Source organism: Mesorhizobium sp. CA6 (assembly GCF_020165035.1).
Lineage (GTDB): Bacteria > Pseudomonadota > Alphaproteobacteria > Rhizobiales > Rhizobiaceae > Mesorhizobium.
In genome coordinates, this window is record NZ_JAIUHI010000012.1 from 138,129 (window position 1) to 151,035 (window position 12,907).

Consider the following 12,907-nt stretch of genomic DNA (forward strand, 5'->3'; position numbering starts at 1 on the left):
TGCATGCTTGGTATATTGAGAAGCGCGGCAGGCACCTGGGTCGCGAAGGCGTTGCTGTCCTTGCTGGTGGTGAGTTTCCTCGCCTGGGGCGCGACTACGCGCATGGTGGGTGGTGTGCTGGGCGGCCATCACGCGGTGATCACGGCCGGCGGCACGGAGGTCTCGATCAACGAGTACCGCCTCGCTTACGACCGCCAGCTCAGCCTTCTGTCGCAGCAATATGGCCAGCGCGTCACCCACGAACAGGCCAAGCTGCTCGGTGTCGACAATCAGGTGCTGGCGCAACTCGTTTCGGGCGCAGTGCTCGACGAACAGGCGCGCAAGCTGGGGCTCGGCCTCTCCAAGGATCGGCTGGCCGAACTGACGCGCGAGGATCCGGCCTTCAAAGGCCCCGGCGGCCAGTTCGATCGCCGCACCTTCGAGTATCTGCTGCGCCAGCTCGGCATGCGGCCCGAGGACTATCTCAGAAACCGCTCGCAGGTGGCCGTGCGCCAGCAGATCGTCGAGGCGATCTCCGACGGCCTCAAGGTTCCGCAGACTTTCCTGAAGGCGGTTTCTCTCTATCGCGGCGAGGATCGCACGATCGACTATGTCGTGCTGCCCAAGACGCTGGTGCAGCCGATCGAGGCGCCGTCCGACAGCGCCCTCAAAACCTATTTCGACGCCAACAAGAAGAACTATGCCGCGCCGGAATACCGCAAGTTCTCCTATGTCCGGCTGGAGCCGCAAGACATCATGGATCCGTCCGCGGTGACAGACCAGCAGATCAGCGAGGACTACAACAAGAACATCGCGCGCTACACGACGCCCGAGATGCGCACCATCGAGCAGCTGGTGTTCAAGACGCCGGATGCGGCCAAGGCCGCTTTGGATTCGTTGAAGGCCGGCGCGACCTTCGACAAGCTCGTCACCGCCGAAGGCAAGACGCAGGCCGACACGCTGCTCGGCACGCTGGCCAAGGACAAGATCGCCGACAAGGCGGTGGCCGATGCCGCCTTCTCGCTCAATGCCAACGAGGTGAGCCAGGTCGTCCAGGGCGCCTTCGGTCCCGTGCTGTTGCGCGTCACCGAGATCAAGCCGCAGGTGGTGAAGCCGCTGTCGGAAGTGTCCGGCCAGATCCGCAAGGACCTGGCGCTCGGCGAGGCAAGCCGCATCCTGCTCGATGTGCATGACAGCTACGAGGACACCCGCGCATCGGGCGCCTCGCTGGCCCAGGCCGCCGAGAAGTTGAAGCTCAAGGTCGTCACCATCGATGCCATCGACCGTACCGGCCAGCGGCCGGACGGCACGATCGTCAACGACCTGCCGGAATCGGCCGAGCTGATCAAGTCGGTGTTCGCGGCGGAGCCCAATACCGAGAACGAAGGCCTGACGACTGCCGGCAACGGTTTCGTCTTCTACGAAGTGCAGTCGGTCACGCCGGCGCGCGACCGCACGCTGGATGAAGTCCGCAAGAAGGTCGTCGCCGACTGGACGGAGGCCGAGACCGACAAGCGGCTCGACGCCAAGGCTCAGGAGCTGGAGAAGCGCCTCAAGGCAGGCACCGCGCTCGACGTCATCGCCGGCGAGCTCAAGCTCGACAAGCAGACCAAGCGCGGCCTGAAGCGCGAAGCCGACGATGCCGATTTCGGCAAGGAAGGCGCCGCGGCCATGTTCGGCGTCGGTGAAGGCGGTACCGGTTTGATCCCCTCGCCCACCGGCGACGGCCAGATCCTGTTCAAGGTCGCCGAGGTCTTCGAGCCGGCGGGCGCCGATGGCAGCGCGGTGCCGGACGACGCGCAGAAATCCTTCGGCGCCGGCATGTCCGACGATCTGCTCGACCAGCTGGTGGCGCAGTTGCAGTCGCAATATGACGTTCGCATCGATCCGAACGCGGTTTCGCAAGCACAGACACGATGAGCGCTCTCAAGACACACATAGCCAAGGTCGCATCGGGCACCGCGCTTTCCTTCGAGGAGGCGCGCGAGGCGTTCGACATCATCATGTCGGGCGACGCGACGCCCGGCCAGATCGGCGGCTTCCTGATGGCGCTGCGCGTGCGCGGCGAGACGGTGGGCGAGATTTCCGGCGCGGTCGCCACGATGCGCGCCAAGATGCTGCGCGTCGAGGCGCCGCAAGGCGCGATCGACATCGTCGGCACCGGCGGCGACAATTCGCATTCGGTCAACATCTCGACCGCTTCGGCCTTCGTCATTGCCGCGGCCGGCGTGCCGGTCGCCAAGCATGGCAATCGCGGCCTGTCGTCGCTGACCGGCTCCGCCGATGTGCTGACGGCGCTGGGCGTTAGAATAGATATCCCGCCGGAGACGATCGGACGCTGCATCCATGAGGCCGGCGTCGGCTTCATGTTCGCGCCGGCGCATCATCCGGCGATGAAGCATGTCGGGCCGACCCGCGTCGAGCTCGGCACGCGCACCATCTTCAACCTGCTCGGACCGCTGTCGAACCCCGCCGGCGTCAGCCGCCAGATGGTTGGCGTCTTCCTGCCGGAGTGGATCATGCCCGTGGCCGAGACGCTCAAGGCGCTGGGCGCCGATCACGCCTGGGTCGTCCATGGCGACGGCTATGACGAGATAACCACCACCGGCGAGACCCAGGTGGCGGAGCTCGCCGGCGGCGAGATTCGCAGCTTTACCTTGACGCCGGAAGCCGTTGGCCTGAAGCGGCACACAAAAGAAGAGCTGCGCGGCGGCGACGCGGCCTACAACGCCAAGGAATTGCGCGATATGCTTGGCGGAGCCGCCGGCGCTTATCGCGATACGGTGCTGATGAATGCCGGCGCCGGGCTGGTTGTGGCCGGCAAGGTGACGACGCTGGCCGACGGCATCGCGGCGGCGGCGCAAGCGATCGACAGCGGCCGCGCGCTTGCGGTGCTCGACAAGCTCATCGAGATTTCGAACGGATAGACCCCTTGTCCGATATCCTGCGCAAGATCGAAGCCTACAAGCGTGAAGAGATTGCCGCGGCGAAGCTCGCCGTGTCGTTCGCCGAGATCAAGACGAAAGCCGGGGACGCCGAGCCGCCGCGCGGCTTCCTTGCCGCGCTGGAAGCCAAGCGCCGAGACGGCGGTTTCGCGCTGATCGCCGAAATCAAGAAGGCCAGCCCTTCCAGGGGCCTGATCCGGGCCGATTTCGATCCGCCGTCATTGGCACAGGCCTACCAGAAAGGTGGCGCCGCCTGCCTTTCGGTGCTTACCGACGCCCCGTCTTTCCAGGGCGCTCCCGAATTCCTGACGGCCGCTCGGGCAGCGGTGCGCCTGCCGGCTCTGCGCAAGGATTTCCTGTTCGATCCCTACCAGGTCTACGAAGCACGCGCCTGGGGCGCCGACGCGATCCTGATCATCATGGCGAGCGTCGACGACGCGCTTGCCAGGGACCTTGAAGCGACCGCCTTCGAGCTCGGCATGGACGCTCTGGTCGAAGTGCATGACGAAAAGGAAATGCAACGCGCGCTTCGCCTTTCGTCGAGGCTGATCGGCATCAACAACCGCGATCTCAGAACCTTTGAAACCAGCCTCGACGTTTCGGAGCGGCTGGCGGCCATGGTGCCGGCGGATCGGCTGCTGGTCAGCGAGAGCGGCATCTTCACGCATCAGGACTGCCGCCGGCTGGAGAAGAGCAAGATCGGCACCTTCCTGGTCGGCGAGAGCCTGATGCGGCAGGCCGACGTGGCCGCCGCCACGCAACTGCTGCTCACCGGCAAGGCGCGTGCCGAGGCCATTTGAGGATGGCCTCCCTTACTCATCTTGGCGCTAAAGGCGAAGCTAATATGGTCGACGTCGGCGACAAGGCCGAGACGACGCGCACGGCAGTCGCTGAAGGGTTCGTCTCCATGCAGCCGGAAACGCTGGAGATGATCCTGGCCGGCGACGCCAAGAAAGGCGACGTATTGGGGACTGCCCGTATCGCCGGCATCATGGCCGCAAAGAAGACGCACGAACTGATCCCGCTCTGCCATCCGCTGCTTCTGACCAAAGTTGGCGTCGAGATCGAGCCGGACCATTCCTTGCCAGGTCTCAAGGTCACCGCGCTCGCCCGCGTCACCGGCAAGACGGGCGTGGAGATGGAGGCGCTGACCGCCGCTTCGGTAGCCTGCCTCACCATCTACGACATGGCCAAGGCAGCGGACCGCGGGATGGTGATTTCCGGCGTCCGGCTGGTCGAGAAGACCGGCGGCAAATCAGGCGACTACAAGGCAGGTTCATAATGGCCTTGCTCCCGGTCACCGAGGCGCTCGAACGCCTGCTCGACGGCGTGACGGCTCTGCCGGGCGAGCGCGTTCCGCTGGCTGACGCGGCGGGCCGGGTGCTGGCCGAGCCGGTGGTCGCGCTGCGCACGCAGCCACCTTTCGATGCCTCCGCGATGGACGGCTATGCCGCGCGCTTCTCCGATGTCGCCTCGGCGCCGGCGCTACTCGAGGTCATCGGCATGGCGCCTGCCGGGCGCGGTTTCTCCGGAACCGTCGGGGAAGGCCAGGCCGTGCGCATCTTCACCGGAGCGCCGTTGCCGGAGGGCGCCGACACGGTCGTCATCCAGGAAAACGTCCGCGATCTCTGCAATGGCAGGATCGAAGTGACGGAGCCGACCGCGGAAGGACGCAATGTGCGTCGCCGCGGGCTCGACTTCGGCCAGGGCGACGTGCTGCTCGAAAAGGGCCGCGTTCTCGATGCGGCGGCCCTTTCGCTGGCGGCCTCGGCCAACCACCCAGCCCTGAACGTCGTGCGCCGGCCGCTGGTCGCGATCATCGCCACCGGCGACGAATTGCTGCCCCCGGGCAGCGCGCTCGGCCCCGGCCAGATCATTTCGTCGAATGCCTACGGCGTTGGAGCCGCCGCCCAGTCGGTCGGCGCGCTCGCGCTCGATCTCGGCATCGCCGCCGACCGCCAGGAGGCGATTGCCGCGCTGGTCCGGAAAGCGGTCGAGGCGGACGCCGATGTCATCGTCACGCTCGGCGGCGCCTCGGTCGGCGACCACGACCTCGTCCATAGCGTGCTGACCGGCGAAGGCATGCAGCTCGATTTCTGGAAAATCGCCATGCGCCCCGGCAAACCACTGATGTTTGGCCGGCTTGGCCATATCCGCTGCATCGGCCTGCCCGGCAATCCGGTGGCAAGCATTGTCTGCTCGCAACTCTTCCTGAAACCGCTGCTTGCCCGGCTCGGTGGCCGCGATCACCATCAGGATATGCGAACGGCCCGGCTTGGCACCGCGATGCGGGCCAACGACCTTAGGCAGGACTATGTGCGCGCCGTCGTGCGCGAGGACGCCGGCACCTTGGTCGCGATACCTTTCGGAATCCAGGACTCCTCGATGCTGCGGATGCTCGCCGACGCCAACGGCCTGATCGTGCGCGAGCCCTTTGCGCCGGCGGCGGAAGCCGGCGCTGAATGCAGCGTGCTCATGCTGCGCTAGGCGTCGACGAAGTCGATCCTGATACGTCGACGAAGTCGATCGTAACCCTTATTCGTCCACCAGCGTACGGGTCAGGGGATGATCCGGGTCGGCGAGGCCATCGACAATGTTGAAATGATGTCGGTCCGGCTCGACCACTGAACGGGTGGAGGCGCCGAGCCCGGTCCAGATGTTGGCGAGCAACGCGCTCTGGCGCAGGAATTCCGCACGCTCGCCGCCGCCGGCCCAGCAGGTGATGCAGGCTCCCTGTCGAGGCCGCAACAATGCCGGGCTTTCGCTCCGCGCTTCCGGCTCGTCGATGTTCAGGGTCTCGTTCAGCGCTGTGAACATCAGCGGCCGAAGGTCGTGCAGGCCTGAAATCGAAACGACCTTGCGTATGCGCCGCGCCACATCGGATGATAGCGGTGAGACCGTGGTCACCATTCGGCTCGCGAGATGCCCGCCGGCCGAGTGCCCGGTCAGCATCAGCGGACCATCGACCATGGCCGCCGCCTTCTCGATCGCTGCCGCGGCCTCGCCGACTATGCCGCTGATCCTGGTCTGCGGGCACAGCGTGTAGGAGGGCATGGCGACGGCAAAGCCGCGGCCGAGCGCGCCTCCAGCCAGATGCGACCAGGAGCTCTTGTCCGACTCCATCCAATAGCCGCCGTGGATGAACACAACGAGCCCCTTTGGCGCCGCAGACGGGAGAAACAGGTCGAAGCGATTGCGCGGCGCTTCGCCGTAGATAACATCGAGCCGCGCCCTGCCCTCTGACTGCAGCCTTTCGCGGAATGCCCGCGCCGGCCCATCCCACGCCGCCGGCCAGCGGTCGCCGCCGGCGATATTGGCGCCATTTGCATAAGCGTCATCCCAGTCGACAATACGATGTCCCAGCAACGGTATCTCCGCGATCAGATCATTTGTTCGGCATCGCCGATTTAAAGTCAGGTAACGGTTGTTTTGACGGCAAAGCGCGCGTCTTGCCAGACGCCAGTGCGCAGGATGTCCTGCAGCACCTCGACTGCATTCCAGACATCGCGGTAGCCGACATAAAGCGGCGTGAAGCCGAAACGAATGGTGGATGGCGCGCGGAAATCGCCGATCACGCCGCGCTCGATTAAGGCACGCATCACCTGGTAGCCATGCGGATGTGCGAACGAGACCTGGCTGCCGCGCTCGGCGCCTGAGCGCGGGCTCTCCAGCTCAAGACCGAAGCCGCCGCATCTGGCCTCGACAAGCCGGATGAACAGGTCCGTCAGCGCGACGCTTTTTCTCCGCACGGCCCTCATGTCGACATCGTTCCAGAGATCCAGCGCCCCTTTCAGCGCGCGCATCGACAGCACCGGCTGCGTTCCGCACAGGAACCGCCGGATGCCCGTGCCCGCAGCGTAGCCCTGCTCGAACGCGAAAGGCCGGGCATGGCCCCACCAGCCGCTGAGCGGCTGGCGAATGTCGCGGTGATGGCGGTTCGCGGCGTAGATGAAGGCTGGCGAGCCCGGCCCGCCATTGAGATACTTGTAGGTGCAGCCGATGGCGAAATCGGCATTCGAGCCGTCGAGATCCACCGGCAGCGCACCCGCCGTGTGGCAGAGGTCCCAGACGATCAGCGCACCGGCTTCATGAGCCTTGCGGGTGAGCGCCGCCATGTCGCGCAGCCGGCCGGATTTGTAGTTGACGTGGTTGACCAGGATGACCGCGACGCGATCGTCAACCAGTTCCTCAATCGTCGGGGCATCTGCGCATTCGAGCCGCAGCACCGTGCCGGACCGCGTCGATGCGACCCCTTCCGCCATGTAGAGGTCGGTCGGAAAGCTGTCGCCCTCGGCAACAATCACCGAACGCTCGGGCCGCATTGCAAGTGCCGCATGCAGGACCTTGTAGATATTGATCGAAGTCGTGTCGCAAACGACCGTCTGGCCGGGTTTCGCGCCGATCAGCCGTCCTAGCTGGTCACCTAGCTCGATGGGCATATCGAACCAGCCGGCGGTGTTCCAGGCGCGGATGAGATCCCGCGCCCATTCCTGCCTCGTGGCAGTCTCGATCTCGCTGAAGGCGTCGATCGAAGCAGCGCCCAGCGAATTGCCGTCGAGATATAGGACGCCTTCCGGCAAGACGAAGCGATCGCGCGTCGCGCGCAGCGGATCCGCGGCATCCATCGCCTCGACTTCGGCGAGATCAGGAATTCCCCTCATTGTGCTGCCGCCTCCATTTCGATCTGGCCAAGGGGGTTGTCTCACCACCCTCGGCGACAGGGCAAGAACCTTTGGTCCTATGTTAGCTGGTCCATAGACGGCGAAGACTGCGGATCGGAACTTCGCCAAGGTTGGCATTTTGGGTTCGTTTCGTTCACGGTGCCACGCGCTTACGGTACGAGCCGACGTGATCCCAACCACGGCTTCGTGATCGTGTCGGGTTGTATTTCAGCTTAAGGGGAACTCCAAAATCGAGCGGAATCAATGCCGCTGCCCCAGGAGGGGCAGCCGGCCGTCACCGGATGCGACATTGTTTCGGCAGCCTTAACAAATTCACTAAACTTTAAACGGTTGCGGAACACAACTGGAACAGATAGTGTTTGTTCTGGGTTTGTTTTTCTGATTCTGGTTTCAGAACCCGTGGGGGCCGCCGATGCTGACGCGCAAACAACATGAACTCCTGATGTTCATCCATGAACGCCTGAAGGAGAGCGGGATTCCTCCATCATTCGATGAGATGAAGGAGGCGCTCGACCTTGCCTCCAAGTCCGGCATCCACCGGCTGATCACGGCGCTGGAAGAACGCGGCTTCATTCGCCGGCTGCCGAATCGGGCGCGCGCGCTGGAAGTGCTGCGCCTGCCCGACTCGATCGCGCCTGGCCTGAATGCCGCGAAGAAGTTTTCGCCGAGCGTCATCCAGGGCGGCCAAGGCAATCTCAGTCGCCAGATCAAGCCGACGACTCCATCACGCACCCCGACGCCAAGCAATGACGACGAGGCCGCGGCGGCCGTATCCATTCCGGTGATGGGCCGCATCGCCGCCGGCGTGCCGATTGACGCCATCCAGCACCAGACGCATTCGATCTCGGTGCCGCCGGACATGATCATGGGCGGCGAGCATTACGCGTTGGAGGTCAAGGGCGACTCGATGATCGAGGCCGGCATCTTCGACGGCGACACCGTCATCATCCGCAATGCGAACACGGCAAGCCCGGGTGAGATCGTGGTGGCGCTGGTCGACGATGAGGAGGCGACGCTTAAGCGTTTCCGCCGCAAGGGTGCCTCGATCGCGCTCGAGGCCGCCAACCCGGCCTATGAGACCCGGATCTTCGGACCGGATCGGGTCAAGGTTCAGGGCAAGCTCGTCGGACTTATCCGCCGCTACTGAGCAGAACTGCCCGGCCTTCTTCGCCCGAACGACAATCTATTGGGCCGGTGCGGCGGCTGGTTTTTCCGGCTGCTTATAGGGCGCCAGTCCCCTCGCCTCGCGCGTGTATTTCCGCTGCTCGTGCCAGGGTCGGTATGGTTCTACGACCGCGTAGCGGACGGTTGGCCGCGCGGTTGCCGATTGCGGATCGAAGAAAACGGCGGCGCTGCCGTCGCGCGCCAGCTGCCGCTTGGTGACGACGAGCACACGCGGATCGCGGCACGGGTTATAGGCCGTGGCGTCGTTGATGACGATGAGGTCGGCGAAGCCGCAGGCCGGCCGGGCGGTGTCGCGGGTCTCGGCGAGCGCGACGATCGCGCCGGAAGGATGCCGACCGATGCAGAGATCGCCGCTGCAATAGAAGGGCGAGCCGGGCGGCAGGTCGGCGGGATCGGCAATGTCCAGCGTATCTTTGGCGAACCTTTCTGGCGGCACGATCTCCTCGGCTTTCAGCGCCCGTTTCCAGTTGTCGGTGGTGAACTCGTTGGAGCGTTCGCGATTGACGGCAAGCTCGCCGCCGCCGATCGGCATCGCCACCAGATGCGCATCCTCCGAGATAAGCACGTCCGGTGTGCGGACGTGCGGAATGGCCAGCAGCGCAGCGAGCGCGAAAGGTACGGCGGCAAGCCTCAGCCAAGTGGTAGCCATGGTCGCGATGACCAGCGCGACCGTCGCCAGCAGCACCGACTGGATCGAGATCAGCCCCACGGCGTCGACCGGTGAGCGCTCGGAAATCCATGCCGAAATGGCGATCATCGCCGTCAGGCCTTTGCCCATGACAAAGAGGAAGGGACCGTCTAAGCCGAAGGGCATGGCCAGCGCGCTCAGCACGGCGAACGGCATGACGACCAATGAGACGATCGGCATGACCGCCAGATTGGCCAGCAGGCTGAGCGGCGACACCCGCTGGAAGTGCCAGATGGCAAACAACAATGTTGCGCTGCCCGCGATGAGCGACGTCACGGCGGCGCCACCCGCTCCAATCGCCAGTTTTCGCGATAAGAACCCGAGAAACGAACGCTTTGCCGGCGGCGCGGTCGTTTTGCCGGCGCGATAGTCGGCAAAGCCGGCATAGGCGCCGACCAGGGCGGCGGTGGCGGCGAAGGACATCTGGAAGCTCGGGCCGACCACTTCATGCGGCGAGACCAGGATGACGGCGATGGCAGAGATCGCCAGGTTGCGCATGGTCAGCGCCGCGCGGTCGAAAAGCACGGCGACCAGCATCACGCCAAGCATGATGAAGCTTCGCTCGGCCGCCACCACGATGCCGGAGATCACGAGATAGGCGGCGATCGACGCCAGCGCGATGCCAGCGGCATATTTCTTCACCGGCCGGCGCGACGAGAAGTCCGGAAACAGCGCGAAGGCGCCGCGCAAAAGCACCATGATCGTGCCGGCGACCAGCGCCATATGCAGGCCGGAGATCGAAATGATGTGGTAGATGCCGGTCCGTCGCATCGACTCGTTGATGGCTTCCGGAATGCCAGCACGAACGCCGACGATCAGCGCCGCCGCGATCTCGCCCTCGGAACCGCCGATGCTGCTCCTGATGTGGTCGGCAATCCCCTCGCGAGCATTTTCTATGGCCGATGCCACGCGCGCGCCAAACGGCACCTCCGTTGGCGCACTCGGGGTCGGCGCGACAAGTTTCGGATAGCCCAGGAAAAAGCCGCTGGCGCCTATGCCGGCAAAATAGCTGTCGAAGGAAAAGTCGTAGCTGTCCGGCCGAACAGGACCTGTCGGCGGCAGCAGCTTGGCATAGCCGGTCAGCATCGACCCGGCCGACATGTCGGACGGGATCCTGCGCGCCGACAGCCTGATGCGGTCCGGCGCGTAGCGCAGCTTCGGACGCTCCGTGGATATCAGATCTATGGTGAGCCGGACACGGCCGTTGGCCATCGCCTCGGCGGTGACGAGGCGGCCCGTCAGCCGTGTCTGGATTTCGGAACCCAGCATCGGGGTCGCCATCCGCCAGGTCTCCACCTTGGCCGCAAGAAAGCCCAAGGCGCAGAAAAACGCCGCCATGAAGACAAGGTGCGTTCTGTGCCGGGAACGCGAGACCGCCGCGCAGACCGCCATCAGGGCGACCGCCGCAAGCGGCCTGTAGAGGTCCGGCTCGGCGCTCAGCGAGAAGTAACAGATCACGCCGGCTGCCAGGAACACCGGCACCAGCAGGAAGCCCACGCCACGGTCAAGCTCGATCTCCATGGCGACGGCGATGCCTCGGCGCAACGCAGGAAGCGAAGCGCGGCCAAGCTGTTTGCGGATTCGGCCTACGGTGTCTATTGACGAGGCTGGCTGAAGCGCACCGGCACCGGGCGGCAGAAGCCCGGCTGGTAGACGGAGTTCCGGAAGCGAAACCGGCGCTTCTTCCGCAGGCGCGGCATGGGCAAACATCAGGCGCTCGCTGACGCCAGCTGTCGTTTCCCCGCCCTCCCTCACGCCCCGGCCACGTCCAGCCATCGGGTCTGCCCCTTGCGCCCCAGACCGCCTATGCTACATGAACGCCGGTCGCGTGGAAGTCTGCGCGAAACATGCATTTTTCAGCGCTTCCTCGAGAGTTCCATGTCCGACAAGGTCGTCACCCGTTTTGCCCCCTCGCCTACAGGCTACCTGCATATCGGCGGGGCGCGCACGGCGCTGTTCAACTGGCTCTATGCCAAGCACACCGGCGGCACGATGCTGCTGCGCATCGAGGATACCGATCGCGAGCGCTCCACCGAAGCCGCTACGGCTGCCATTCTCGACGGGCTGACCTGGCTTGGCCTCTCCTGGGATGGCGAAGCCGTCTCGCAGTTCGAGCGCGCGCAGCGTCACCGCGAAGTGGCGGAGCAGCTCGTGCGCATGGGCAAGGCTTATTACAGCTATGAGACGCCGGCGGAGCTGGAGGCGATGCGCGAGGCCGCACGTGCCAAGGGCCTGCCGCCGCGTTACAACGGCCATTGGCGCGACCGCGGCCCATCCGAGGCGCCCGCAGGCGTCAAGGGCGCGATCCGCATCAAGGCACCGACCGAGGGCGTGACGATCGTCAACGACCGCGTGCAGGGCGAGGTGCGCTTCCCCAACAAGGATCTCGACGACTTCATCATCCTGCGCTCCGATGGCGTCCCAACCTACATGCATGCCGTCGTCGTCGACGATCACGACATGGGCGTCACCCACATCATCCGCGGCGACGATCACCTGACCAATGCCGCGCGCCAGACAGTGATCTACAACGCCATGGGCTGGGATGTGCCGTCGATGTCGCACATCCCGCTGATCCACGGCGCCGACGGCGCCAAGCTGTCGAAGCGGCACGGCGCGCTCGGCGTCGAGGCATATCGCGCCATGGGCTACCTGCCCGAGGCTCTGCTCAACTATCTGGCCAGGCTCGGCTGGAGCCATGGCGACGACGAGGTGATGTCGATTAAGGACATGATCGCCTGGTTCGACATCGGCGACGTCAACAAGGGCGCGGCCCGCTTCGACTTCGCCAAGCTCGAGGCGCTGAACGGCATCCATATGCGCAAGATGGACGACCGGGCGCTGTTCGACATCTTCGTCGCCACCTTGCCCTATCTCGAAGGCGGCCCGGCGCTCGCGGCAAAGCTCGATGACCGGCGCAAGGCGCAACTGCTTGCCGCCATGCCCGGCCTCAAGGAGCGGGCAAAGACGCTTGTGGAACTGGTCGACGGCGCGGCGTTCCTGTTCGTCGAGCGGCCGTTGCCGTTGGACGAGAAGGCGGCGGGCTTGCTCAACGCGGATGCGCGCGCGATTCTGCGCGGCGCGCATGGTGCATTGTCTTCTGTTCAGGGCGACTGGAACGCCGCCTCGGCCGAGGCTTCGATCCGCGACTTCGCGCAGGCCGGCGGGCACAAGCTGGGCGCCGTGGCGCAGCCCCTGAGAGCCGCGCTGACCGGCCGCACCACCTCGCCCGGCGTGTTCGACGTGCTTGCCGTGCTGGGCCGTCAGGAAAGCCTGGCGCGCATTGGAGATCAAATCGATTAGGAGCGAGCTGGCCCAAGAAGATTGGCATTGAAAGGTATGTTTCGCAGTGCAACATTGGGCTTGGCCCAATCTGGCACGCACCTCCTAAAATGCGGTGGCGAGTTCGCGCATTCCGGTGACTTCGA

At 65.1% G+C, this 12,907-nt stretch carries 10 protein-coding genes; 7 read left to right on the top strand and 3 right to left on the bottom strand.

Translation table 11 applies throughout. The features are described 5' to 3' along the window. The first annotated feature begins 3 nt into the window (after positions 1–3). From LB526_RS19360 to glp, 5 genes are read left to right on the top strand one after another with little or no spacing between them, the layout of a single operon-like run. Positions 4–1,899: a peptidylprolyl isomerase gene (locus tag LB526_RS19360; protein WP_224544480.1), complete on the top strand. Its 1,896-nt coding sequence runs from the start codon at positions 4–6 to the stop codon at positions 1,897–1,899. Then, positions 1,896–2,906, top strand: a complete 1,011-nt coding sequence (trpD, locus tag LB526_RS19365; protein WP_095765376.1) for an anthranilate phosphoribosyltransferase — start codon at positions 1,896–1,898, stop codon at positions 2,904–2,906. The genes LB526_RS19360 and trpD overlap by 4 nt, the downstream gene beginning before the upstream one ends. A 5-nt stretch (positions 2,907–2,911) precedes the next feature. Then, positions 2,912–3,724 (top strand): indole-3-glycerol phosphate synthase TrpC, encoded by an 813-nt coding sequence (gene trpC, locus LB526_RS19370; RefSeq protein ID WP_224544479.1) that lies wholly within the window; start codon positions 2,912–2,914, stop codon positions 3,722–3,724. Positions 3,725–3,726: 2 nt separating this feature from the next. Continuing rightward, complete coding sequence (moaC, locus tag LB526_RS19375) at positions 3,727–4,206, top strand: cyclic pyranopterin monophosphate synthase MoaC (protein WP_095765374.1); 480 nt, start codon at positions 3,727–3,729, stop codon at positions 4,204–4,206. After that, a complete protein-coding gene (gene glp, locus LB526_RS19380) occupies positions 4,206–5,411 on the top strand; it encodes a gephyrin-like molybdotransferase Glp (RefSeq protein WP_224544478.1) in 1,206 nt (401 codons plus the stop codon). The genes moaC and glp overlap by 1 nt, the downstream gene beginning before the upstream one ends. 48 nt (positions 5,412–5,459) lie before the next feature. On the opposite strand, the gene LB526_RS19385 is transcribed toward glp, so the two are convergent. Continuing rightward, the gene (locus LB526_RS19385; protein WP_224544477.1) at positions 5,460–6,290 is read right to left on the bottom strand and encodes an alpha/beta hydrolase; all 831 of its coding nucleotides are present in this window, start codon (positions 6,288–6,290) and stop codon (positions 5,460–5,462) included. Positions 6,291–6,337: 47 nt separating this feature from the next. Beyond that, positions 6,338–7,585 (bottom strand): kynureninase, encoded by a 1,248-nt coding sequence (kynU, locus tag LB526_RS19390; protein WP_224544476.1) that lies wholly within the window; start codon positions 7,583–7,585, stop codon positions 6,338–6,340. A gap of 433 nt (positions 7,586–8,018) precedes the next feature. Between kynU and lexA the strand changes: the two genes are divergently transcribed. Continuing rightward, a complete protein-coding gene (gene lexA, locus LB526_RS19395) occupies positions 8,019–8,753 on the top strand; it encodes a transcriptional repressor LexA (protein WP_224544475.1) in 735 nt (244 codons plus the stop codon). Between the two features lie 36 nt (positions 8,754–8,789). On the opposite strand, the gene LB526_RS19400 is transcribed toward lexA, so the two are convergent. Beyond that, on the bottom strand, positions 8,790–11,255 hold the full coding sequence (locus tag LB526_RS19400) for a ComEC/Rec2 family competence protein (RefSeq protein ID WP_224544474.1): 2,466 nt from the start codon (positions 11,253–11,255) through the stop codon (positions 8,790–8,792). A 102-nt stretch (positions 11,256–11,357) separates the two neighbouring features. Here LB526_RS19400 and gltX point away from each other — a divergent pair, with 102 nt between their 5' ends. After that, on the top strand, positions 11,358–12,782 hold the full coding sequence (gene gltX, locus LB526_RS19405; RefSeq protein ID WP_224629274.1) for a glutamate--tRNA ligase: 1,425 nt from the start codon (positions 11,358–11,360) through the stop codon (positions 12,780–12,782). The last annotated feature ends 125 nt before the right edge of the window (positions 12,783–12,907 follow it).

Excerpts from the sequence above, each read along its gene's own strand:
- LB526_RS19360 (WP_224544480.1), top strand. The coding sequence starts at position 4 with ATGCTTGGTATATTGAGAAGCGCGGCAGGCACCTGGGTCGCGAAGGCG.
- trpD (WP_095765376.1), top strand. The coding sequence starts at position 1,896 with ATGAGCGCTCTCAAGACACACATAGCCAAGGTCGCATCGGGCACCGCG.
- moaC (WP_095765374.1), top strand. The coding sequence starts at position 3,727 with ATGGCCTCCCTTACTCATCTTGGCGCTAAAGGCGAAGCTAATATGGTC.
- glp (WP_224544478.1), top strand. The coding sequence starts at position 4,206 with ATGGCCTTGCTCCCGGTCACCGAGGCGCTCGAACGCCTGCTCGACGGC.
- kynU (WP_224544476.1), bottom strand. The coding sequence starts at position 7,585 with ATGAGGGGAATTCCTGATCTCGCCGAAGTCGAGGCGATGGATGCCGCG.
- lexA (WP_224544475.1), top strand. The coding sequence starts at position 8,019 with ATGCTGACGCGCAAACAACATGAACTCCTGATGTTCATCCATGAACGC.
- LB526_RS19400 (WP_224544474.1), bottom strand. The coding sequence starts at position 11,255 with ATGGCTGGACGTGGCCGGGGCGTGAGGGAGGGCGGGGAAACGACAGCT.
- gltX (WP_224629274.1), top strand. The coding sequence starts at position 11,358 with ATGTCCGACAAGGTCGTCACCCGTTTTGCCCCCTCGCCTACAGGCTAC.